Origin of the sequence: Corallococcus sp. CA041A, from assembly GCF_003612075.1 — a bacterium.
Lineage (GTDB): Bacteria > Myxococcota > Myxococcia > Myxococcales > Myxococcaceae > Corallococcus > Corallococcus exiguus.
The window spans coordinates 1-21,392 of record NZ_RAWF01000102.1; the positions used below are offsets into that span (position 1 = coordinate 1).

Below are 21,392 nucleotides of genomic sequence, written 5' to 3' on the forward strand. Positions count from 1 at the left end.
GCCCTTGAGCAATCGGAGCACAGCCTCCTTCTTCCGCTTCGCCGAGAACCGACCGCGCTCCGCCGTCCTGTCCTGCTTCTGTTGCTTCTTCACATCCACCTCGCGAGGGGGAGGTTATTCCCCCAGATAGGTGTCTCAAGAAATCCTGGGGCGGAGGATCCCCCATCCATACATCCAATATATCCTGGGTCTGGAATCCAGACCTGGAGCGTATGGACCATGGAGCTGCGCCACCTGCGGTACTTCGTCGCGGTCGCGGAGGAGCTCAGCTTCACCCGCGCCGCGAAGCGCCTGCACATCGCCCAGCCGCCGCTCAGTCAGCAGATCCGCAAGTTCGAAACCGAGCTGGGCGGAGCTCTCTTCGAACGCGAAGCCCGCGCAGTGCGCCTCACGAAGCTGGGGCGCGAGCTGCTGCCGGAAGCGCACCAACTCCTGGAGCGCGCGAAGCGGTTCCAGGAACACGCGGCACGGCAGGCCCGAGGCGAACAGGACGTGCTGGTGCTGGGGCTCATCTCGTCGTTCGCGACGCCCCGGTTCGCCACGATGCTCCGGGCCTTCCAGAAGAAGGTGCCGGGGGTCCACATCGAGCTGAGCAACCATCCGTCCGCGTGGCAGTTGGAGGCGTTGGAGCGCGGCACGCTGGACGTGGGCATCCTGCGCCCGCGCGAGCGGATGCCTCCCAACGTCGTCTCGCACCTCATCCGCCGGGAGCCCTTCCGGCTGGCGGTGCCCTCACGGCATCCGTTCGCGAAGCGGAAGGCGGTGGCGTGGAAGGAGCTGCGGGAGGAGCCGCTCGTCCTGGTGGAGCCCGGCGTCGCGCCGCCGGACTACTACGCGGGGTTCTTCGAGCGGCTCCGCGACGCGGGGGTGGAACCGGCGGTGCGCCAGTACGCGCAGAACGTCGCGACGAAGATCTGGTTCGTCTCCGCGGGCTTCGGCATCGCGCCCATGCCGCACACGCCCGACACGGAGCACCACTCCGGCGTGGCCTTCATCGACCTGCCGGAGGACGCGCCGGTGACGAACACCGCCATCGCGTGGCGCAAGGCCGGAAGCTCCCCGGCCCTGCTGCGGTTCGTCGAGTTCGCGCGCGAGTCCTTCGCCGCGGGCTGAACCCTTACGACGACTCCTCCACCACCGCCCGCCGGATGCCCATCAGCTTGTCGGGGTTGCGCGTGATGTAGAGGGTGACGATGCGGCCGTCCTCGATGCCGAGCGCCGTGGTCTGCAGCGTCCCATCCGCCTCCAGCGTGACGAACGCGGGCAGGCCGTCGATGGAGCCCTCGTACACGAGCTGTGACGAGTTCACGCCCGTGCGTCGGACGAACGCCTCGAGCATGCGCACGATCTTGGCTTGGCCGTAGATGGGATTGAGCACCGCCTTCGCCTTGCCGCCCCCGTCCGAATAGAGCACGACGTCCTGGGCCAGCAGCGCCTGGAGCGCGTGCGTGTCACCGCTCCGGGACGCGGCATGGAACGCCGAGGCCAGCTCGTGGCCCTTCGCCTCGGTCACGGGGAAGCGGGGCCGGGCCTCCTGGACGTGGGCCCGTGCCCGGCTGGCGAGCTGTCGGCACGCCGCGGGATCGCGGTCGATGGCCTTCGCCACCTCCTCGAAGTCCATGCCGAACACGTCATGCAGGAGGAACGCGGCGCGCTCCAGCGGGGACAGGCGCTCCAGGGCCATCATCAGGGTCAGCGTCAAGTCGTCGCCCTCCACTGTCTCGATGATGGGCTCTGGAAGCCAGGTCCCCACGTACTCCTCGCGCCGCACGCGCGCGGACTTCAGGACGTCCAGGCACAGCCGGGTCACCGTGCGGACGAGCACGGCCTCCGCGTCCCGCACGGCGTCGCGGTCCGTCTGGTGCCAACGGAGGTACGCCTCCTGCACCACGTCCTCCGCCTCCGCGACGATGCCCAGCATCCGGTACGCGATGCGGAGCAGGCGGGGGCGAAGCGGGTCGAAGGCGTCCGCGGGGTTCACGTCAGGCGGTTTCACTGCGCGAGGTCACCGGGTGCATGGACCGGAAGCCGACGGAGATCCGGTTCCAGGTGTTGATCAGGCCAATCAGTAGGGTCAGGCTCACGATCTCCTCTTCCGTGAAGTGCGGCTTGAGCGCAGCGTAGTCCGCATCCGGGGCGTGCGTCTGGGAGACGAGCGTCAAGGTCTCGGTCCAGCCCAGGGCCGCCCGCTCGCGCTCGGTGTACAGCGGCGACTCACGCCAGCCGTCCAGCAGGTAGATGCGCTCCTCGGTCTCCCCGTGCGCGCGGGCGTCGCGGGTGTGCATGTGGATGCAGAAGGCGCAGCCATTGAGCTGCGAGGCGCGGATCTTCACCAACTCCTGGAGGTTCGATTCCAGCCCGAGCGCCGACACCTTCCCGCTGTACTCCATCATGGACTTGAGGGCCTCCGGCGCGACCGCGAAAGGATTCATCCTGGCCTTCATTGGGAACTCCTCGTTCTGGGGGGCGAAGTGCCCTTCCATCCCCAGGACGACGCAGCCGGTGCCGCGTGTGACATGGCCATTTTAAATGCCTAAAAAGGCCCCGGGAGGCGCCCCCGGATGAAGACCGTGAACGATGTGGAGACGCTCGAACGCCTGTACGGGGTTCCTGGGAAGTCGTCCGTGCTCAAGGAGGTGGACCACCTCCACCCGGCGTACCGACCCTTCATCGAGCGATCGCCGTTCATGGTGCTCGCCACGTCCGGCCCTGAAGGGCTGGATGCCTCGCCGCGAGGAGACCCCGCCGGGTTCGTGGTCATCGAGGACGCGCGCACGCTGCTGTTGCCCGACCGCCGAGGCAACAACCGCATGGACTCGCTGCGGAACATCGTGGCGGATCCGCGCGTCGCGCTGCTGTTCTTCGTCCCGGGCGTGAACGAAACCCTGCGCGTCAACGGCCGGGCGAGCATCGTCATCGAGCCGTCCATGCTCGAGCGCTTCACCTTCGAGGGAAAACAACCCCGCTCCGTGCTGCGCATCATCGTGGAGACGGTCTACTTCCAGTGCAGTCGCGCCTTGATCCGCTCCGGGCTCTGGGACCCGGCCCGGCAAGTCCCCCGCGCCGAATTCCCGAGCCCCGGATCCATCCTCGAAGCGCTGAGCCCGGAAGACTTCGACGGAGGCGAGTACGACCGTGAGCTGCCAGCCCGGGTGAAGACGACGCTGTACTGAGCCTCAAGCGCCCGCGTCGAACACCGTGGCCTTGCGCACGCGCACCCGGAGCGTCTGACCGGCGCGCACGCTCTCCAGCGCCGGCCCGATGACGCGCAGGAACGCGTCTCCCACCGGGAAGCGGTACTCCGCCGCGTGCCCCAGGAACAGGCGAGCGGAGAGCACCAGCGGCGTTCCGGTCTCCCCCAGCTCCAGATCCTCCGGACGCACGACCAGCGTTCCCGGCCCGGGCTTCGCGTCCACGGGCAGCTCAAACGAGGTCTCCGTCCCCGCGCAGTGGAAGGCACCCGCGCGCACCTCGCCTCGCAGCACGTTCGCGCCTCCGACGAAGCCCGCGACGAACGGAGTCGCCGGTTCCCGGTACAGCCGCTCCGGAGTGTCGACCTGTTCGATGACGCCCCGGTTCATCACGGCGATGCGGTCCGACAGGGCCAGCGCCTCGCCCTGGTCATGCGTGACGAACACGAGCGTCGTGCCCAGCCGGGCTCGCAGCGCGGCGATCTCCGCGCGCAACTCCTCGCGCAGGGCCGCGTCCAGGTTGGAAAGGGGCTCGTCCAACAGCAGCACGCGAGGCCCCGCCACCAGCGCCCGCGCGAGCGCCACGCGCTGCAACTGTCCACCGGACAGCTCGTGCGGCATCCGCGCCGAATAGGCCTCCAGCCGCACCCAGCGCAGGGCCTCGCGCACGCGGGAAGCCACCTCGTGGCGTGGCACCTTCCGGAGCGACAGGGGATACGCGACGTTCGCTTCGACGCTGCGATGCGGCCAGATGGCGTAGCTCTGGAACACCATGCCCAGGCCGCGCTTCTCGGGAGGAACGCGCACGCCGGGTCCAGCGACCACTTCATCCCCCAGGCGGATGACGCCCGCATCCGGATGCTCCAACCCCGCGAGCATCCGCAGCGTCGTCGTCTTCCCGCAGCCAGAAGGGCCCAGCAGGGACACCAGCTCGCCCTGCCCCACTTGAAGGCTCAAGCCACGCACCACGGGCGTCCCGCCGTAAGCCTTGACCAGGTCCTCCAGGACGATGGCCGCCATCACCGCACCTCCGGAACTCGACGCCGGGCCCACGCCAGCACGGCCTGTCCCGCGACCACCAGCGCCACGAACGCGCAAGCGAGCACGGCCGCGGCGGCCGGGTCCGCGTAGCTCTGCAATTCGAACAGCAGCGTGCCCAGGACCTCGGAGCCCGCGGGCACCAGCAGCACGGACAGCGTGATCTCCGTGGCGCACGCAAGGAACGCGAGCACGAACGCCACCACGAGCGCGGGCCGCAGCAATGGCAGCGTCGCGTCCACGAACGCCCGCACGGGCCCGGCACCGCCGACGCGCGCAGCCTCCGCGAGCGAAGGATCCACCTGGGCCAGGGCCTCGGAGCTGTTGCGTTCGCCGAGCGCCAGGTACTTCCCCACGTAGCCCACGAGCATCAGCCACGGCGTATGCGCCAGCACCAGCACGAACGCCACGCGGTCCAGCACCACCAGCCGCCAGTCCCGAGAGAACGCCACCAGCAGCGCGAGCGCCAGCACCGTGCCCGGAACCGCGAAGGGCCACACCGCCATCGCTTCCACGGCCGCGCCGCCACGACGAAAGGCTCGCCGAAGGAGCGCACCTGCAAGGCCCAACCCCACCACCAGCAGGCCCGCCCCCGCGGCGAGCAGCACACTGCGCCCCGTGGCCCGCAGCGTACGTGCGTCCCACAGCACCCCAGACCAGTGCGACAGCGTCAGCGCGTCCCAGGTCAGCGCCGCGCCGAAGCTGCGCTGCAGCGAAGTGAGCAGGATGGCCGCAAGGGGCAGGACCACCAGCACCCCGCCCACGAGGCCCACTCCGGCGAGCGCGGCGGTCCGCCACGTCCCCAACGCGAGCACGCGAGGAGACACGCCCTTCCCCGCGCTCAATCGCACCCGTCCGCTTCGGCCCAGCACCCAGGTCAGTCCCAGCGCCAGCGGCGTAAGCAGAAGGAGGAACGACGCGAGCACTGACGCACGAGGCAATCCCTCCTCGCTGCCCAGCAGCACCAGTTCATAGATGCGCGTGGTGAGGACGCGGGTGGGCGGAGACGCCGAAACGCCCAGCAGATACGGCACGCCGAAGGACGATGCTGCCATGAGGAACACCATCACCGCGCCCGACAACAGCGCGGGCATCACCAGGGGAACTGTGGTGTTCAGCACGGCGCGAAGCGGCGAAGCGCCACACACCCGGGCCGCTTCTTCCAGAGCCGGGTCCACGCGCCGCAGCGCCGCCGCCCCCGCGAGCAGCACCAGCGGCAGGCCCGAGAGTCCCTCCACGAACGCGATGCCCGCCGCGCCATAGAGGTCGAACACGTCCGCGCCCAGCATGCGGTTCAGGTAGCCAGCACGAGGGCTCGCGAGCGACAGCCACCCCATGCCCCAGATGAACGCGGGGATGGCGGACGGCAGCGTGAACAGCACGGTGAACGCGCCACGCAGGGGCAGGTCCGTGCGGAACAGGAGGAAGGCCAGCGGAGCCCCCAGGCACAGCGCCCACGCCGTCGCGCCCAGCGAAATGCCCAGCGTGTTCACCAACGCCCCGGACTCCGCCGCGAGCACCGAACCCAATCCCCCCGTCGCCGCACCCACGCCCCGCACCAGGAGCGCCACGACCGGGACCACCGCGAAGAGCAGCAGCGGCACGAGCCACAAGGCCAACGCAATCCACCGCCCCCTCATCGCACGCCCCCATCAAGGCTCACGTGCTGGTGCTTGCGGTACGCCAGTCCTTCGGACAGGCCGCCAATCCAAGCGGATGAGAAAGGAAGAATCCTGAAGAGGCGCCCCGACGGCGGCCCACTGAAAAAACCTGTCCGACTGTCGGACAAGCCTGGGCCACCGCACGAGCCTGTCCGACTGTCCGACTGGTTTGGACTACCGAGCGAACCTGTCCGACTGTCCGACAGGTTTGGCCTATCGAGCGAACCTGTCCGGCTGTCGGACAGGCCAGGGCCACCGCACCAACCACTCCGACTGTCCGACAGGTTTGGACCATCGAGCGAACCTGTCCGACTGTCCGACAGGTTTGGACCATCGAGCGAACCTGTCCGACTGTCCGACAGGTTTGGACAGCCGCCGGGGCCCCCGCGTGCTGACGGCTTCCCGCTGTCGCTCCCCATCGTCCTGGCTGCATCCTCAGTCAGGACGGAGGTGCTCCCTTCCCAACAGGGCAGCGAAAACCTGTCCGACTGTCGGACAGGTTTTGAGCGCGCCGCTCCGGCGGAGGCCCACTCCCGTCCTCCGAAGGGGCGTTCCTGACTCATCGCGCGAACGCCCGGCTGAAGGCTTCCTTGATGTCGCCGCCGTGCAGCAGCCCCTGCTCCAGCAGCTCGGGCGTCCAGGCCTGCGCGCGGCTCAGCAATCCGTCCACGCCGGACTCTCCACGCGGGCCGCTCAGGCGCGGGTCCACGGCGTGCATGTCCCCCTTCTCCACGATGATGCGCTGGCCCTCGGGCGACAGCAGCACGTCCACCAGCGCCTTCGCCGCCACCGGATTGCGAGTCGACGCGAACAGTCCCACCGGTCCCGGGATGACCACCGCGCCGTCCTCCGGCCAGATGACCTCGATGGGACTGCCCTTCGCCTTCGCCGTCAGCGCGTTCTCCAGCAGCAGCACGCCCGCGTCCACCTCGCCGCTCTCCACCTTCTGGAGCACCGCCGCGTTGCCTCCCGCCACCACCGCACCCCGCTCCCTCAGCCCGGCGAAGTAGGCATCTCCGCGCCGCGCGTGCAGGAACACCGCCCACGTGAACGCGGTGCCCGACGTGAGTGGATCCCCGATGGCCACCCGTCCTTTCCAGCTTCCATCCACCAGCGCAGCGAACGACTTCGGCGCCTCGCCTGCGCCTACGCGGTGCACCAGGACCATCGTGGACAGCCGCACGGCCGCGTACTTCGCGTCCAGGTCCAGCAGCGTTCGCGGAATGCGCAGCGCGTTCACGGACGCGTAGCGCAGGAACGCGCCATCCCGCGCCAACCGCTCGTAGAGGAACGGATCAGACGTCATCAGCACGTCCGCTCGCACCGCGCCCGCGGCCCGCTCCGCCTCCAGCCGGCTGGCCACCTTCTCACTGCCCGCCTGGTACCAGTGCACCTGCACGCCGGGCAGCCGCTCCTTCAGCAAGGGCTCCAGCGCATCCAGCACGTGCCGGTACATCGACGTGTAGACCCACACCTCGCCGGACGGGGTCGAGGCCTGCGCCACGGCGGCGCCTCCCGACGGCGCGGCGGATTCAATGCGGCACGCGGCCAGGAGGATCAGCGCGAGGAGCGGACCCACGCGCCGCACAAGGAGGGGAATGCGCATGCGGGTGTCGATTATGCGGCACACGCCCGCCCTGCACACGCACTCCGCAGCGGTGGCTCCTGCACATTCGACCCTCGCGCCCGTTGTCCCGGGCGGCGCCCGGTCCCAACGTCGGCCTCCCAGACGCTGCCTGCCCTCTGGAAGAAGGACGTCCGCGCATGACCCGGAAGGAATTCCTCGCCGCGACGCTGTCGCTGATGGTTGCCCCACCCGTGCTTGGGGCTTCACCCGCGAAGGCGAAGAACGCGTCCGCCGTGCCCCGCCGCAAGCTGGGCCGCACCGGCCAGGAGGTTTCGTGCATCGGGCTCGGGGGCTTCCACATCGGCAAGCAAAAGGAGGAGTCGGAGAGCATCGCGCTCATCCGCGGCGCGTTGGACCAGGGCATCAACTTCCTGGACAACTGCTGGGACTACAACGACGGCAAGAGCGAGGAGCGCATGGGCAAGGCGCTGCGCGACGGCTACCGCGCCAAGGCCTTCCTTATGACGAAGGTCGACGGCCGCGACAAGAAGACCGCCGCGAAGCAGATCGACGAATCCCTCCAGCGTCTCCAGACAGACCACCTGGACCTGCTCCAACTCCACGAAGTCATCCGAGACAACGACCCCGACCGAGCCTTCGCCGAAGGCGGCGCCATCGAGGCGATGAAGGACGCGCAGAAGGCCGGCAAGGCGCGCTTCCTGGGTTTCACCGGCCACAAGTCCCCGGACATCCACCTGAAGATGCTGGAGACGGCGAAGAAGCACGGCTTCCGCTTCGACACCGTGCAACTGCCCCTCAACGTGATGGACGCCCACTTCAACAGCTTCGAGAAGCGCGTGCTGCCCGTGCTCGTGAAGGAGGGCATCGGCGTGCTCGCCATGAAGTGCATGGGCGACCCGTTCATCCTGGACAGCAAGACCGTCACCGCGCCCGAGTGCCTCCGCTACAACCTGTCCCTGCCCGTCAGCGTCGTCATCACCGGCATCGACTCGCAGGAGCGCCTGCAGCAGGCGCTGACCGCGGCGCGCACCTTCAAGCCCCTGAGCGAAAAGGAAGTCCAGGCCCTGCTCGCCAGGACGAAGGACGCGGCCCAGGACGGCGCCTACGAGAAGTACAAGACGAGCCACCACTTCGACGGAACCGTCCAGAATCCCCAGTGGCTCGGCTGAGGCGCTTCCAGACTTCCTGGCAAGACGCGTTAAAACCGGCAAATATGAATGCTCCCCCTACCCCGGAGCATTCATGCACCGCCCTTTTCGAGCAGGCCTCGTCGCCGCAGGACTCCTGACCACCCTCTCTGGCTGTTCTCCCGAGCCGGAAGCCGCCGCCCCGGTGGAGGCGGAGGGTTACGGCCAGACGCAGCAGGGCGAGCGCGCGTACGACCCGGGCTCGGGGTGGTCGCTGTCATGGCAGGACGACTTCACGGGCACGGCGCTGAACACGGGCGCGTGGAACGTGCTGACCAGCAACTGGGATCCGGTGACCAACAACTGCAACTTCGGCACGGGTGAGCTGGAGTTCCCGCGCGCGCAGAACGTGGCGGTGGCCAATGGCAAGCTGATCATCTCGGCGGAGCGCACGGCGGACAACCCCACGGACTCGCGCTGCGCGGGGCAGTACCGGTCGTTCTATTCCGGCCGCATCCACACCAAGGGCAAGGTGGAGGGGCGCTACGGGAAGATCGTCGCGAGCATCAAGGTCCCGCCGGGCTACGGCATGTGGCCGGCGTTCTGGACGCTGGGCTCGAACATCCAGAGCGCGGGCTGGCCGGCCGCGGGCGAGATCGACATCCTGGAGTGGAAGTCCACGGAGCCCACGTGGATGAAGTCGGCGCTGCACTGGCACAACGGCGGCAACGCGGACTGGGGCACGGGCGCGAGCCGTGGCGTGGACCTGTCGCAGGACTTCCACACGTACGAAGTGGAGTGGAACGCGAACACCATCGTGTTCCGCCTGGACAAGGACTTCGTGTCCACGGCGACGTTCAACCACAACGAGTCGGAGTTCCAGCAGAACCACTACCTCATCCTGAACCTGGCGCTCGGCGGCGTCTGGTACGGAAACCCGGCGCCGGCCTCCATCGACCTGGCCTGGGGCGCGAAGAAGACGATGGAGGTGGAGTGGGTGCGCTGGTACCAGCCGGGCGGCTCGCAGTCGCTGGGGCTGACCAACCCGGGCTTCGAGAACGGCATGACGGGCTGGACCACCTGGAGCCCGAACGGCACGGGCACGGCGGCGTTCTCGGAGACTTACAACGGCGGGCACTCGGGCAGCTTCCACCTGACGCAGTGGACGTCGGCGGCGGCCTACGAGGCGTGGACGTACCAGACGAAGTCCGGTCTGGCGTCCGGCAACTACAAGCTGCGCGCCTGGTTCCGCAAGGGAGGCACGTTCGACTTCGCGCGCTTCCAGGTGAAGAACTGCGGTGATTGCGCGCCGGCCATCACCAACCTGGGCACCTACGGCAACTACACGTTGCTGGAGACGCCCGCCATCAATGTCACCAACGGCTACCTGGAGTTCGGCCTGCACAGCAAGTCGCCGGCCCACAACGGCTCCAACTTCATCCACATGGATGACGTGGAGCTGATCAAGCTGTAGGCCCTGACTGCCTTCACGCGCGCGCCGGAGATGGCACCGGCGCGCGCATTGGCGCTGCGACTTACGGCACGAGCACGAAGTCGTCCATGTACAGCGTGCCCTGATCCGATCCCGATTCGTCCATCACGTAGAAGTCATCCACCGTGCCGGACGTCGCGCCCAGGGCGCTGAGCGGGATGGAGACCTTCTGCCAGGTCCCCGCCGAGATGGGGTGCCCCAGCGCCGTCTCCAGGCTCATGCTGCCCAGCGGCGTGCCGCCGTTGTAGAGCGCCAGCCGCACCTGCTGTCCACCCGTCGTGCCTCCGTGCACCCAGAGGTCGATGGACTGGTACAGCGACAGATCCAACCCCGAGTGGTGGAACATCAGTGCCTCCCAGTAGTCCGGCTCGAAGCTGACCGCCGTGGAGCCGGAGTGCACCGTGACGGACTGGTCCAGGTCATGCGTCGCCCAGCTCCAGTTCTGGAAGCCGCTGCCCATCGCGTCGTCGTAGACCACCGTGCCCACCGACGGCGGCGCCTCCGTGAGGCCGTCCGTCAGCGCGAGCCCCTGCTCCACCGTCACCGTGCGGATGCCCGTCGACTGCACGTAGTTGAGGATGTTCGTGAAGTTCGTCGTCCGGTACTGCGTCTCGCGCGTGGGCGCGCTGCTGGTGAACTCGTGGAAGAGGATGATGAGCCAGCTCTTCTCCGCGATGGCCTGGTTGATCCACCCCTTCACCTGCGCCACCGTCACGGCGCTCGACACGTCGTTGGCGCGCAGCTCGTAGATGACCGTGTCCTTGAAGTTGCGGCCCGCGTTGATGGTGCGGTGGCTGGCGTACTCCGTCTTCAGCGCCGTCATCACCGTCGCGTTGTACGCGCCGTAGGGTGACGCGAAATCCTTGCCGCACGTCGCCCCCACGTTCGTCTGCAACCACGTGCGCGAGTCGTGCAGTTCCGACGTCAGCTGCGCGGGCGTCAGCGACGTGAGGTCCGCGTGCGTGCGCGTGTGGCTGGCGATTTCATTGCCCTCCGCCTTGAGCGTCTGCACCTGCGCGAGGCTCATGTAACCGCCCCAACCCTGCGCCACCGCGTCGGTGACCAGGTAGTACGTCGCGGGGATGTTCCGCGACTTCAGCGCCGGCCGCGCCAGCGTGTACTGCGTGCTCCAGCCGTCATCCAACGTGATGGAGATCATCCCTTCCGCGAACGGCGACGCGGCAAAGGCCGAGGAAGTGCAAAGCAGCGCCGCGGCGCATAGCGCGCGGGACGTCCAATTCATCCAGGTCATGTCCGGGTATCCCCTCTGTGAGGAACTCCCAGGATAAGCGAAACCCAGACACCGCTTCCCGGACACCCGTCCGTGACGCGCGTGCTAGAAGTCGGCCCGCCCATGAGTCTCTTCCGCCTCCCCTCCCTGCTCTGCGTGGTGCTCGCGCTCGCGGCGGGCTGCCAGCGTCCCGCGCCCCCCGCTCCGGAAGCCCAGGCGCGGCGGATCGTCTCGCTGTCGCCCTCCGTCACGGAGACGCTGTTCGCGCTGGGCGCGGGCTCGGAGATCGTGGGCGTGTCCGACTACACCGCCCTGCCCCAAGGCACGCCCGCCCTGCCCAAGGTGGGCACCACGTTCGCGCCGAACTTCGAAGCCATCGCGAAGCTCAAGCCCACGCTGCTCGTGGATCAACAGGTGAAGCAGGCCCCCGCGGAGGCGCTCTCCGCGCTCGCGCCGCTGAAGGTGCTGCCATGGACTTCGCTCCAGGAAGTCGTCGGCAGCGTGAAGGAGCTGGGCCGGCTGAGCGGCCGAGAGCCCCAGGCCGCGGCGCTCGCGGAGAGGCTGAACCAGACGCTGTCACGCCCCGCGCCGAAGGATGCTCCCCGCGTGTTGCTGGTGCTGGGTGACACGGCGGGCACGCTGTCGGAGGTCTGGTACATGAAGCGCGCGTCACTGCACGGCGCCGCGCTGGAGGCGGCGGGGGCTCGCAACGCCGTCGCGGAGGACGTCACGGGGCCGCCCAACCTGTCGCTGGAGGGCGTCATCGCGCTGGATCCGGACGCGGTGCTGGTGCTGATCAGCGCGCCGGCCCTGGATGCCGCGAAGCAGGCGCAGCTCCTCGCTCCATGGAAGCAGCTCACCGGCCTGCGCGCGGCGCGGGAGGACCGGGTGCGGCTGGTCATCGGGCCCGACGTGCAGTCCACCGGGCCCGCCATCCTTGATGTCGTCGAGCGGCTCCGCGCCGCCCTGGGCACCCTGCCCTCCTCGCGATGACGGCCGGGCTGATGCTGGACGCGGTGACGGTGCGGGCTCGGGGGCGGACGCTGCTGGACAGCGTGTCCCTGCGCGTGGCACCCGGTGACTTCGTGGCCATCGTCGGGCCCAACGGCGCGGGCAAGTCCACGCTCCTGCGCGTGGCGCTGGGCCTGCTGCGTCCGGACGCCGGGCATGTGTTCGTGGACGGGCAGGACGTGTCGGGCCTCGCTCCCCGGGAGCGCGCGGCGCGGCTCGCGTGGCTGCCCCAGCGGCTGGAAGCGGCGGAACCCATCACCGCACTGGAGCAGGTCGTCTCCGCGCGCTACCGCTTCCCTGAATCCCGCCGCGCCTCCGAGACAGCTGCGCACCAGGCTCTGGCGGAAGCAGGCGCCCAGTCCTTCGCCCTGCGCCCCATCACGGAGCTGTCCGGCGGTGAGCGGCAGCGAGTGGCGGTCGCCGGGCTGCTCGCGCAGGAGACCCCGCTGGTGTTGCTGGACGAGCCCGCCAACTTCCTGGACCCCGCGCAGCAACTGGAGCTGTACACGCGCATGGGCCACCTCTGGCGCGCGGGGCGCGGCATCCTCTGCGTCACCCACGACGTCAACGTGATCTCGCACGCCCACGCTCCAGGCACGCGCGCTCCCCGCGTCGTGGGCCTGTTCCAGGGCCGCGTGGCCTTCGAAAGAAACCACGACGCCCCCGACCTGGGCGAACAGCTGGGCGAGCTGTTCGGCGTTCGCATGCACGGGACATCCGTGGAAGGCCATCGCGTCTTCGTGGGCCTGCCCCGGAGCGGAGGCGCCTCGTGAAGGCCTGGGTCCTCGTGGGGGTCTGCGTGGCCGCGTGCGCGGTGGCGCCGTTCATTGGCCCGGGGCTCTCCCCGGACTCGGTGGACTTCGTCTTCTGGCAGCTGCGCGTGCCCCGCACGCTGATGGCCATGCTGGTGGGCGGCACGCTGTCGCTGGTGGGCGCGGTGTATCAGTCCCTCTTCGCGAACCCGTTGGCCGCGCCCAGCACCGTGGGCACCACCGCGGGGGCGACCCTGGGCGCGCTGGTGGCCATCATCCTGGGGGCGCGGCTCGCGCCGGGTGGAGCGCCGATCATCACCGCCGCGGCCTTCATGGGGGCGCTCGGCGTCAGCCTGGTGGTGGCCGCCATCGCAGCGGGCCGCCGCGTGCGGATGAACGACGTGGTGCTCGCCGGCATCGCGTGCTCCATGGCGGCGGGCGCCATCTCCACTGGCTTGCAGTTCACCGCGGACTCCGCCGAGCTCATGGCCGCCATGCGCTGGTCGCTCGGCCACCTGCCGCAGGTGGGCTACTCGGGCGTGCGGCTCCTCACCCCGTTCGCGGCCGTCACCATCGTGGGGCTGCTCGCTCTCACCCGCGCGCTGGAGGTCTTCATCGCTGGCGAGGAGCACGCCGAGTCCCAGGGTGTCCCCGTCCGCCGCGTGCGCACGGTGGCCATTGGCCTGGGAGCGCTGGGCGTCGCCGCCTGCGTGGCGTGGTGCGGCCCCATCGCCTTCGTGGAGCTCATCGTCCCGCACCTGGTGCGCCGGACGCTCGGTGTGAGTCGCCGGGTGCTGCTGCCCGGGTCCGTGGTGGTGGGGGCCGCGTTCCTCGCGTTGTGCGATGCGTCGGCGCGGTTGATCCTCCCCGGGCGTGAATTGCCCGTGGGAGTGGTGACGGCCGCCCTGGGCGCACCCCTGCTCGTCTCCCTGCTCGCGCGCGCACGCTCCTGAAGCGCCCTGCCGGACAGGGCCCCCGGAGAGCACAGCCCCGCCTTCAGGACGAGGGGTACCCGAGGCGAGTTCGGGTATATTCCGCGCCGCGTGGGGCCCCCGGTCGGGACGTGCCCCCTGGAACTTCACGAAAGGCTTTGGGCATGAAGCGGCTGGGTAGCGTGGGTTTGATGCTGGGTGTGCTGACCCTGGGCGGTTCCTTCGGCTGCGCCGATGAGAAGGAAGAGAAGGCCAAGGAGCACCGGGTCAAGGGCACCAACTTCCTCGCCGACAAGAACTACGCGGAGGCGGTGAAGGAATACGAGGAGTCGCTGAAGATCGACCCGAACCAGGAGAAGGTCTGGGAGAAGAAGGCCTTCGCGCACATGCAGGCGGGCGAGACGGAGCAGGCCGCGCAGGCCGCGCTGAAGCTGGTGGACTACGCGAAGACGCCCGCTGAGAAGGCCGACGTCTACCGCAACGTCGCGGCGATGTACGCGAAGAGCGGCCCGCTGGACAAGGCGAAGCAGTATTTCGAGGAGTGCCTGAAGATCAACCCGAAGGACACCGACGCGCTCGGCTGGATCGCGGAGGTGCACTCGCAGCGCGGTGGCGCCCGCTCCATGTCCGCGCCCGCGGTCCCCGCGGAGCTGGAACTCGCGCTGAAGACGTATGATCAGGTCATCGCCATCAACCCGGACCTGCCCAACCCGTACCTGAACAAGCGCGTCGTGATGTTCAAGTACATCGAGCATGAGAAGGCCATGATGCAGGCCGCCGATCAGGAGGCCGTCGAGGCCGCCACGCCGCCCAAGCCGGAGAAGGGCAAGAAGCCCGTGGTGGATCCGACTGCCGCGGAGCGCGTCGCCGCCGCCAAGGCGAGCTCCGCCGCGCACGCCAAGCGCATCGAGGAGCTGACGGCCCAGGCCACCGAGGCGACCAAGCAGTTCAGCGAGGCGACCAAGCGCGCCAAGGCCGCTCAGGCCTCTGGCGCCACCAAGTAGTCCCGGTGGAGGGGACGGGGCCTAACGTCGGCCTCGTCCTCCCCCGAAGAGGGCCAGCAGCACGCCGCCCACGAGCGCGGCGCCGCCGCCCGCGACGTAGAGCGTGGTCTGCTCGGTGTTGCGGCCGGTGATGAGCTCGGTGGCGCGCTCCGAGAGCGAGTCCCGCGCCTTGAGCCCGGTGAACAGCAACACTCCGCCCGCCACCGCGAGCATCAATCCCACGATTCGCACAGCACCCACACGGCCTCCTTGAGTGGAACGGCTGCGTGGCCGGAAGGTCCGGCCCCGCGTTCAGCGCTTGCGCTTGCCTGGGGCGCCTCGCCCCTGCTTCTGGCTCGCGCCCTTCGAGCCGCCGGCCTTCGTAGGCGCGGACTTCTTCGAGGGCTTCGCCTTCGCGCCAGAGGCCGCCTTGCGGACCTTCTTGGACGCGCCCGCGCGGCCCGGAGCCGCCTCCGTGGAGAGCTGACCCCGCTGCGCGGCCAGCGCACGGATCCGGTCGAAGCCCGGGTGCGGTGAAGCGGCTGGGGCGCTGTCGTCGGATTCGATAGCGGGCGGAGTGAAGGCCTCGCGAGGCACCTGGGCCTCGGAGGAGGTACCGGCCTCGTCGCCTTCCTCGACCGCGGGGAGCGAGGGACGGATGACCTTGCGCTTGCCCTTGGCCGGAGTGGCGGGCTCCGCCTTCGGCGCGGGGGCCTCTTCCGTGCGGGACCGCAGGAAGCGGGACGTGGCGCGAGCGGGCGCGGCCTCTTCGCGGCGCCCTTCCCGGCTGAAACGTCCTCGCGGACGCGACGCGGCCGGCGCTTCTCCCAGGACTTCATCGCCATAGCCGGAGACCGTCGCGGCCTCCACCGTGGCGGCGTCCTCGGGAGTGGGCGGCGCCCACGCCTTCTTCACTCCGAACGGCGTCTCCTCCGACTCGCCGAGCGACCGCCACTGCTCCACGTCCGCGGCCTGGTCCACCCCGGCGGGCTTGCGCGACGGCGTGCGGCCCGTCTTCGCGGCCTCGCGCTCGCCGCGTCCGGGCCTGCCACCCTTGTGACGGCCCGGCGCTTCGTTCACGTATTCGCGCCGGCGCGGCGCGGGACTCGCTCCGGGGGTGCGCTGGAGCGGGGCCTCGTCCGCGAACTGGAGCGCCTCGAAGTCGATCTTCCGCGACGTCGTGTTCGCGGACAGCAGCCGCACGCGCAGCTTCTGCCCCACGCGCACGCGCCGGCCATTCGAATACACGAGCGAGTGCGTGCGCTTGTCCAGCTTGGAGCCCGGCCCCAGCGACTCCGCCTTCACCAGGCCCTCGACGTGGACCTCGTCCAACTCCACGAAGAAGCCGAACTCGGCGATGCCCGCCACGGTCGCGTCGAACTCCTCGCCCACGCGGTCCTTCATCATCAGGGCCGCGTAGAACGCCACCACCTCGCGCTCCACCGTCATGGCCGCGCGCTCGCGCTCCGAGCACTGCTGCGCCATGCCCTCCAGCCGCTCCTCCTCGCGGTCCAGCTGCGCTTCCGAGGGCTTCTTGCCCTTGCGCGCCCACACCGCCTTCAGGACGCGGTGCACCAGCAGGTCGGGATAGCGCCGGATGGGCGACGTGAAGTGAAGGTAGTTCTCCGCCGCCAGGCCGTAGTGGCCCACGCGCGTCGCCGTGTACACGGCCTGCATCATGGAGCGCAGGAGCAGCTGGTTCAGCGCCCGCTGCTCCGGGTGCCCCTGCAGCTGCGTGATGAACGCGTCCAGCTCCTTGGACGAAACGCCGTCCTCCACGTCGAGCTGAAAGCCGTACGCCTCCGCCAGCACCGCGAACGCCGCCAGCTTCTGCGGATCCGGCTCGCCGTGGAACCGGTACACCGTGGGCAGGCCCTCGTCCTGGAAGTACGTGGCCACCGCCTCGTTGGCGGCCAGCATGCACTCCTCGATGAGCCGGTGGCTGTCCTTGCGCTCGCGCTTCTCCATGCGCTGCGGCAGGCCATCCTCGCCCAGCAGCACCTTGTGCTCCGGCACGTCGAAGTCGATGGCGCCTCGCGCCTTGCGCATGCCCATCAGCGCGCGCGCCAGCGCCATCAACTGCTCGAACTGGGGCTTGAGGAAGTTGCGGTGCGGCACGTCCTTGCCGTCCAGGACGTCCTGCACCTCGTTGTACGTGCAGCGCGCCACGCTGCGCATCACCGCCGGGTACAGCTCGTGCGTACGCCGCTGGCCTTGGCGGTCGAACGTCATGTCCGCCACCATGCACAGCCGGTCTTCGTCCGGGCGCAGCGAGCAGATGCCGTTGGACAGCCGCTCCGGCAACATCGGCAGCACGCGGTCCGGCAGGTACACGGACGTCGCGCGGTTGAGCGCCTCCGCGTCCAGCGCGCTGCGCTCCTTCACGTAGTGCGACACGTCCGCGATGGCCACCACCAGCCGCCAGCCTCCGGCCTGGGGCTCCGCGTACACGGCGTCGTCGAAGTCGCGCGCGTCCTCGCCGTCGATGGTGATGAGCGGCATCGAGCGCAGGTCGCGGCGGTTGCCCTCCGTGGCCTCCGCTTCGGTGACCTTCACCGCGAACGCGTCCGCCTCGTCCATCACCTCCGGCGGGAACTCGTCGGAGAAGCCATGGGCGAAGGCGGACCCCAGCACCTCCGCGCTCGGATCACCCGGCCGTCCCAGCGAACCGGCCACTTCACCGAACAGCCCCTGCCCGGGCTCCAGCAGGTCCGCGCCCACGCCCAACCGGACCTTCACCAGGTCGCCGTCGCGCGCCATCTGCGTCGGCGGCACGCGGATGGGACCCGGCAAGCTCGTGTCCGTGGTCATCACCAGCGAGTGCCGGCCCTGCGCCACGTACGTGCCCACGGCCAGCTCACGCCGCCGGTTGATGACGCGCACCAGCCGGCCCTCGAACCGGCCCGGCCGTCCCGCCACCTCCACGATGACGCGGTCGTTGTCGAGCGCCCGCTGCGCCTCGCCGGGCGGCAGGAAGATGTTCTCGCCCTCGCCCGACACCGGGTGCACGAAGCCGAAGCCGTCCCGGTGCATGTGGAGGATGCCCTCCACCGCGGGCTGCCCGGAGTCCTCGAAGCGGTCGTCCCGGAAGCCACGCTGCAGCGAGCGCCGGACGTCGCCGCCGCCACGGAAGCCCGGACGGTCGTCGCGGAAGCTGCCGCGGCGCTCCTCGCGTCCGCTGCCCGGGGCGGGGCCCCGCTTCTTGAAGGGGGGCGTGGAGGCGTCCCGGCGCGATTCGGAGCTGGCCTCGGGCGCGCGGGGCACGCGAGAGCCTTCCAGGCGGAAGCGCTTGCCGTCCTTGACGATGGTGCCCGCGCGCACCAGTTCACGCAGGGCGCGCTTGAGTTCGGTCTGCTGGCCGGGATTCATCCCCGCGACGCGAAGGAGCTCCTTCACGCCCAGGGGGTGATCGGCTTCAGCGAGCAGCTGTCGGATGTGATCTTGGGAGAGGCTCACGGTGGGGATGCGGCAAGGCCGCTGAGGGAACGGGTAAGCCCGAAGGGTGCGGGCGGGAACCCCCCGGCTCCCATTCGCCCTCCCTGGCAGACCTTGCGGTCCAGGGAGGGCCCGTGCGCCCAAGCCGTCAGGGCTTGACGGTGACGCTGATCTTGAAGGAGCGCTCCACCACACCCGGCGTGAACGCCTTGGCGAGGAAGAACTCCACTTCGAAGTTGCCGGGGTTGCGCGGCGTGAAGAAGAACTCGCGGGTGGCGGGGCCGCCGGCGGCGCCCTGCTCGAAGTTGGCCTCGCGCAGACCCACGCGCTTGGCCAGCGTCGGCTCGATGGCCCAGGTGGCGCCGGGCTGCTCCTGCAGGCGCACCGTGAGGCCGTGGTTGAGCTTCACGTCCACGGACGTGGGCACCTCGCCCTCGATGTGCACCAGCTCCATCTCGTCGCGAGACACCGAGCGCGCCTCGGACGGACGCGGCTCCACCGTCTCCGCGGTGATGCGGCCACCCCAGCCGGACGTCTTGTCCACCACGCCCGTCACCTGGAGCGTCTGCCCCACGTGCTTGCGCAGGCTCTTCACCGCGGCCTTGCCCTCGATGGCGAAGGACACCTGCTGGCGCGTGCCGCCGTTGGACACGACGAGCACGAAGTCCTCGCCCATCATCTCCAGGTTGCCCCGGATGCTGGCGAAGCCCTTGATGCCGGCGCCCATGCCCGCGGCGACGGCCATGGAGACCTCGCCAGGCGACAGGTAGCGCAGCTTCGGCTCTGAATCCGACGGAGCCGGCGCGACCTCTTCCACCTCGGGCTTCTTGGCGGAGTACTTGCGTACCTCCACCACGCCGCTGTGGTTGGTCGTCTTCTTGATGAGGCCGCTCACGGAGACCTTGTGGTCCACGTAGGCCGGCAGCACTTCCTGATCCGGTCCCTGCAACAGGAACGTCAGCTCGCGCTTGTCGCGGCCCACGACGACCAGGTGGGGCATCTCGCCGCTGAGCACGAGCCGGCCCTTGAGGCTGCCCTCGCCCGTCACGCCGCGGCCCTCGCCGGCGGTGAGCAGCTGCTCCATCTCACGCTTCGTGAGCGGCTCGCCCACGGGCGGAAGCTTCGTCGCGCGCGGACGCGGCTTCTCCACGGGAGGACCGGCGGGGACGACCGACGGGGCCTTGCCTCCCGCCTTCCCGGCACCCTTCTTCCCGGGAGGGGCGGCGGGCGCGGTCTTCGCGGCGGGCGCGGTTTTGCCGGCCTTCGCGGGAGGCGTCGTGGGAGCGGCCTTGGCCGCCGCCTTCTTGGCGGCCGCGGGGGCCTTCTCCACCTTCTCCGCCACCGCCTTCTTCGCCGCCGCGACCTTTCCCTTCGCCCCTTCAGCCACCGCCTTGACGACCTTCGTCGCGGCCGTCGCCACCTTCTTCGAGGCGTTCCTGATCAGATCCAGGCGGGCCGCGTTGTCCTTCTTCGCGGCAGGCTTCGCACCGGCTTTTGCAGCGGGAGTCGGCTTCTTCGCCCCGGACTTGGGCTTGGCCATCGACGCTGTCTCCTTGGAAATTTCCCGTGTGCTATCAACGGGTTGGCGGGACGCCCCTGCTGTTGGACGCGAGCCTCGCGATCACGATTGCTTGTAACGATGATCAGCTGGGCTGTCAAACTAACACTTGATTTTCCCACGGACTTTGGGTGGGAAAACAGCATGAGTGACACCCCCGAATTGCTGCCGGTGGAGGAGGCCCGAGCGCGGATCCTCGGGCTGTGCACGCCGCTGGCCACCGAGTGGGTGCCCGGGGATGACGCCCTGGGCCGCGCGCTGGCCGAGGACGTCCCCGCCCGCCGTACCCTTCCCCCCTGGGACAACTCCGCCATGGACGGCTACGCGGTCCAGGCCCGGGACCTGGCGGGCCCCCTGCCCGTGCGACTGACGGTGGGCGAGACGGTGTTCGCCGGCAGGCGCCCCACCCGGGAGGTCGTCCCCGGCACGTGCGCTCGAATCATGACCGGGGCCCCCCTGCCCCCCGGCGCGGACGCGGTGGTGATGCGCGAGCGCACCCGCCCCGTTCCGGGCGAACCGGACGCCGTGGAGCTCCTGGAGGCCGTGGGGCCGGGGAACTTCGTCCGCCCCCGGGGCGAGGACGCGAAGGAAGGCGACGTCTTGCTGCGGCGCGGCACGCCCCTGGGCATCCCGGAGCTGGGGCTCCTGTGGGCGCAGGGCCAGGGCACGGTGCCGGTGCCCCGCCGGCCGCGCGTGGCGGTGCTGTCCACCGGCGACGAGCTGTGCCGCGTGGACGAATCCCCCGGCGACGGCATCGTGGACATCAACGCCCCCGCCCTGGCCCTGGCGGTGCGGCGCGCGGGCGGCGTGCCCACGCTCCTGGGCATCGCCCGGGACACGCGCCAGGCCGTCCAGGAGGCCCTGGCGCGCGCCGAGGGCTTCGACGTGGTGCTGACCAGCGCCGGCGTCTCCGTGGGCGACCACGACTTCGTGAAGGACGCCCTGGGGGCCCTGGGCGTGGAGCAGCGCTTCTGGCGCGTGGCCATCAAGCCCGGCAAGCCGCTGGTGGTGGGCCAGCGCGGCTCCACCCTGTTCATGGGCCTGCCCGGCAACCCCACGTCCTCCCTGGTGACCTTCGAGCTCTTCGTGCGCCCCGCCCTCCGCCGGCTCCTGGGACACTCGGACGTGGAGCCACCCCGCGTCGCCGGCCGCCTGGAGGGACGGCTCTCCAAGGCCCCGGGGCTTGCTCACTTTGTGCGTGTCACGGCCACCTGGCGGGCGGGCGAGCTGTGGGCAAAACCCCTGGGGACTCAGACGTCGGGTGCCCTGCGTTCAGCTGCGGCAGCCACACATTTGCTTCACTTCCCCCGAGAAACCAACAGCCTGGCTGATGGCTCCCATGTGGAGCTGCTCCCCCTCTCGTGGGTCGCTTGAGCAACGCAGTCCACGTCCG

The 21,392-nt window shown here is 69.8% G+C and carries 18 protein-coding genes; 9 read left to right on the forward strand and 9 right to left on the reverse strand.

Features of this window, described 5'->3' with window-relative positions; all coding sequences use genetic code 11:
• Window positions 1–219: 219 nt before the first annotated feature.
• Entirely contained in the window at window positions 220–1,113 is an 894-nt protein-coding gene (locus tag D7V77_RS19455; protein WP_120577787.1) for a LysR family transcriptional regulator, read from the forward strand.
• 4 nt (window positions 1,114–1,117) lie between these two features.
• Here D7V77_RS19455 and D7V77_RS19460 read toward each other — a convergent pair whose 3' ends face one another.
• Both D7V77_RS19460 and D7V77_RS19465 read right to left on the reverse strand, forming a co-directional pair.
• Entirely contained in the window at window positions 1,118–1,981 is an 864-nt protein-coding gene (locus tag D7V77_RS19460; RefSeq protein ID WP_120577788.1) for a sigma-70 family RNA polymerase sigma factor, read from the reverse strand.
• A 1-nt stretch (window position 1,982) separates the two neighbouring features.
• Complete coding sequence (locus tag D7V77_RS19465) at window positions 1,983–2,444, reverse strand: carboxymuconolactone decarboxylase family protein (protein WP_120577789.1); 462 nt, start codon at window positions 2,442–2,444, stop codon at window positions 1,983–1,985.
• A 117-nt stretch (window positions 2,445–2,561) separates the two neighbouring features.
• Between D7V77_RS19465 and D7V77_RS19470 the strand changes: the two genes are divergently transcribed.
• The gene (locus D7V77_RS19470; protein ID WP_120577790.1) at window positions 2,562–3,173 is read left to right on the forward strand and encodes a pyridoxamine 5'-phosphate oxidase family protein; all 612 of its coding nucleotides are present in this window, start codon (window positions 2,562–2,564) and stop codon (window positions 3,171–3,173) included.
• Window positions 3,174–3,176: 3 nt separating this feature from the next.
• Here D7V77_RS19470 and D7V77_RS19475 read toward each other — a convergent pair whose 3' ends face one another.
• From D7V77_RS19475 to D7V77_RS19485, 3 genes are all read right to left on the reverse strand, one after another.
• Window positions 3,177–4,211, reverse strand: a complete 1,035-nt coding sequence (locus D7V77_RS19475; protein ID WP_199733809.1) for an ABC transporter ATP-binding protein — start codon at window positions 4,209–4,211, stop codon at window positions 3,177–3,179.
• Complete coding sequence (locus tag D7V77_RS19480; RefSeq protein WP_120577792.1) at window positions 4,211–5,869, reverse strand: iron ABC transporter permease; 1,659 nt, start codon at window positions 5,867–5,869, stop codon at window positions 4,211–4,213. Before D7V77_RS19480 ends, D7V77_RS19475 begins: the two co-directional genes overlap by 1 nt.
• Window positions 5,870–6,449: 580 nt before the next feature.
• On the reverse strand, window positions 6,450–7,496 hold the full coding sequence (locus D7V77_RS19485; RefSeq protein WP_120577793.1) for an ABC transporter substrate-binding protein: 1,047 nt from the start codon (window positions 7,494–7,496) through the stop codon (window positions 6,450–6,452).
• Between the two features lie 158 nt (window positions 7,497–7,654).
• Between D7V77_RS19485 and D7V77_RS19490 the strand changes: the two genes are divergently transcribed.
• Window positions 7,655–8,647 (forward strand): aldo/keto reductase, encoded by a 993-nt coding sequence (locus D7V77_RS19490; RefSeq protein ID WP_120577794.1) that lies wholly within the window; start codon window positions 7,655–7,657, stop codon window positions 8,645–8,647.
• Between the two features lie 73 nt (window positions 8,648–8,720).
• Entirely contained in the window at window positions 8,721–10,079 is a 1,359-nt protein-coding gene (locus D7V77_RS19495) for a family 16 glycosylhydrolase (RefSeq protein WP_120577795.1), read from the forward strand.
• Between the two features lie 61 nt (window positions 10,080–10,140).
• Here the strand turns inward: D7V77_RS19495 and D7V77_RS19500 are convergent, their stop codons facing one another.
• Window positions 10,141–11,349: a polysaccharide deacetylase family protein gene (locus D7V77_RS19500; RefSeq protein ID WP_120577796.1), complete on the reverse strand. Its 1,209-nt coding sequence runs from the start codon at window positions 11,347–11,349 to the stop codon at window positions 10,141–10,143.
• 102 nt (window positions 11,350–11,451) lie between these two features.
• On the opposite strand from D7V77_RS19500, the gene D7V77_RS19505 reads away from it, so the two are divergent.
• The 4 genes from D7V77_RS19505 (at window position 11,452) to D7V77_RS19520 (ending at window position 15,027) form a co-directional block, all read left to right on the forward strand.
• Window positions 11,452–12,321, forward strand: a complete 870-nt coding sequence (locus D7V77_RS19505; protein ID WP_233597110.1) for an ABC transporter substrate-binding protein — start codon at window positions 11,452–11,454, stop codon at window positions 12,319–12,321.
• A gap of 11 nt (window positions 12,322–12,332) precedes the next feature.
• Window positions 12,333–13,112 (forward strand): ABC transporter ATP-binding protein, encoded by a 780-nt coding sequence (locus D7V77_RS19510; protein WP_233597111.1) that lies wholly within the window; start codon window positions 12,333–12,335, stop codon window positions 13,110–13,112.
• Window positions 13,109–14,044: an iron ABC transporter permease gene (locus tag D7V77_RS19515; RefSeq protein WP_120577799.1), complete on the forward strand. Its 936-nt coding sequence runs from the start codon at window positions 13,109–13,111 to the stop codon at window positions 14,042–14,044. The genes D7V77_RS19510 and D7V77_RS19515 overlap by 4 nt, the downstream gene beginning before the upstream one ends.
• Before the next feature lie 143 nt (window positions 14,045–14,187).
• Complete coding sequence (locus tag D7V77_RS19520) at window positions 14,188–15,027, forward strand: lipopolysaccharide assembly protein LapB (protein ID WP_120577800.1); 840 nt, start codon at window positions 14,188–14,190, stop codon at window positions 15,025–15,027.
• A gap of 21 nt (window positions 15,028–15,048) precedes the next feature.
• Here D7V77_RS19520 and D7V77_RS19525 read toward each other — a convergent pair whose 3' ends face one another.
• The 3 genes from D7V77_RS19525 to D7V77_RS19535 all read right to left on the reverse strand — a co-directional run bounded on the left by D7V77_RS19525 (window position 15,049) and on the right by D7V77_RS19535 (window position 19,981).
• The gene (locus D7V77_RS19525) at window positions 15,049–15,267 is read right to left on the reverse strand and encodes a DUF3185 family protein (RefSeq protein ID WP_180946065.1); all 219 of its coding nucleotides are present in this window, start codon (window positions 15,265–15,267) and stop codon (window positions 15,049–15,051) included.
• Between the two features lie 51 nt (window positions 15,268–15,318).
• Window positions 15,319–18,462 carry a ribonuclease R gene (gene rnr / locus D7V77_RS19530; protein ID WP_120577802.1) on the reverse strand — a complete coding sequence of 1,048 codons (3,144 nt, stop codon included), beginning with the start codon at window positions 18,460–18,462 and terminating at the stop codon, window positions 15,319–15,321.
• A 127-nt stretch (window positions 18,463–18,589) separates the two neighbouring features.
• Window positions 18,590–19,981 carry a protease inhibitor I42 family protein gene (locus D7V77_RS19535; protein WP_120577803.1) on the reverse strand — a complete coding sequence of 464 codons (1,392 nt, stop codon included), beginning with the start codon at window positions 19,979–19,981 and terminating at the stop codon, window positions 18,590–18,592.
• 162 nt (window positions 19,982–20,143) lie between these two features.
• On the opposite strand from D7V77_RS19535, the gene glp reads away from it, so the two are divergent.
• A complete protein-coding gene (glp, locus tag D7V77_RS19540; RefSeq protein WP_120577804.1) occupies window positions 20,144–21,373 on the forward strand; it encodes a gephyrin-like molybdotransferase Glp in 1,230 nt (409 codons plus the stop codon).
• Window positions 21,374–21,392 lie beyond the last annotated feature (19 nt).

What these genes read in the sequence shown, in the direction of transcription:
- D7V77_RS19455 (WP_120577787.1), top strand. Translation starts at nt 220, where the DNA reads ATGGAGCTGCGCCACCTGCGGTACTTCGTCGCGGTCGCGGAGGAGCTC.
- D7V77_RS19465 (WP_120577789.1), bottom strand. Translation starts at nt 2,444, where the DNA reads ATGAAGGCCAGGATGAATCCTTTCGCGGTCGCGCCGGAGGCCCTCAAG.
- D7V77_RS19470 (WP_120577790.1), top strand. Translation starts at nt 2,562, where the DNA reads ATGAAGACCGTGAACGATGTGGAGACGCTCGAACGCCTGTACGGGGTT.
- D7V77_RS19475 (WP_199733809.1), bottom strand. Translation starts at nt 4,211, where the DNA reads ATGGCGGCCATCGTCCTGGAGGACCTGGTCAAGGCTTACGGCGGGACG.
- D7V77_RS19480 (WP_120577792.1), bottom strand. Translation starts at nt 5,869, where the DNA reads ATGAGGGGGCGGTGGATTGCGTTGGCCTTGTGGCTCGTGCCGCTGCTG.
- D7V77_RS19485 (WP_120577793.1), bottom strand. Translation starts at nt 7,496, where the DNA reads ATGCGCATTCCCCTCCTTGTGCGGCGCGTGGGTCCGCTCCTCGCGCTG.
- D7V77_RS19490 (WP_120577794.1), top strand. Translation starts at nt 7,655, where the DNA reads ATGACCCGGAAGGAATTCCTCGCCGCGACGCTGTCGCTGATGGTTGCC.
- D7V77_RS19495 (WP_120577795.1), top strand. Translation starts at nt 8,721, where the DNA reads ATGCACCGCCCTTTTCGAGCAGGCCTCGTCGCCGCAGGACTCCTGACC.
- D7V77_RS19500 (WP_120577796.1), bottom strand. Translation starts at nt 11,349, where the DNA reads ATGACCTGGATGAATTGGACGTCCCGCGCGCTATGCGCCGCGGCGCTG.
- D7V77_RS19505 (WP_233597110.1), top strand. Translation starts at nt 11,452, where the DNA reads ATGAGTCTCTTCCGCCTCCCCTCCCTGCTCTGCGTGGTGCTCGCGCTC.
- D7V77_RS19510 (WP_233597111.1), top strand. Translation starts at nt 12,333, where the DNA reads ATGCTGGACGCGGTGACGGTGCGGGCTCGGGGGCGGACGCTGCTGGAC.
- D7V77_RS19520 (WP_120577800.1), top strand. Translation starts at nt 14,188, where the DNA reads ATGAAGCGGCTGGGTAGCGTGGGTTTGATGCTGGGTGTGCTGACCCTG.
- D7V77_RS19535 (WP_120577803.1), bottom strand. Translation starts at nt 19,981, where the DNA reads ATGGCCAAGCCCAAGTCCGGGGCGAAGAAGCCGACTCCCGCTGCAAAA.
- glp (WP_120577804.1), top strand. Translation starts at nt 20,144, where the DNA reads ATGAGTGACACCCCCGAATTGCTGCCGGTGGAGGAGGCCCGAGCGCGG.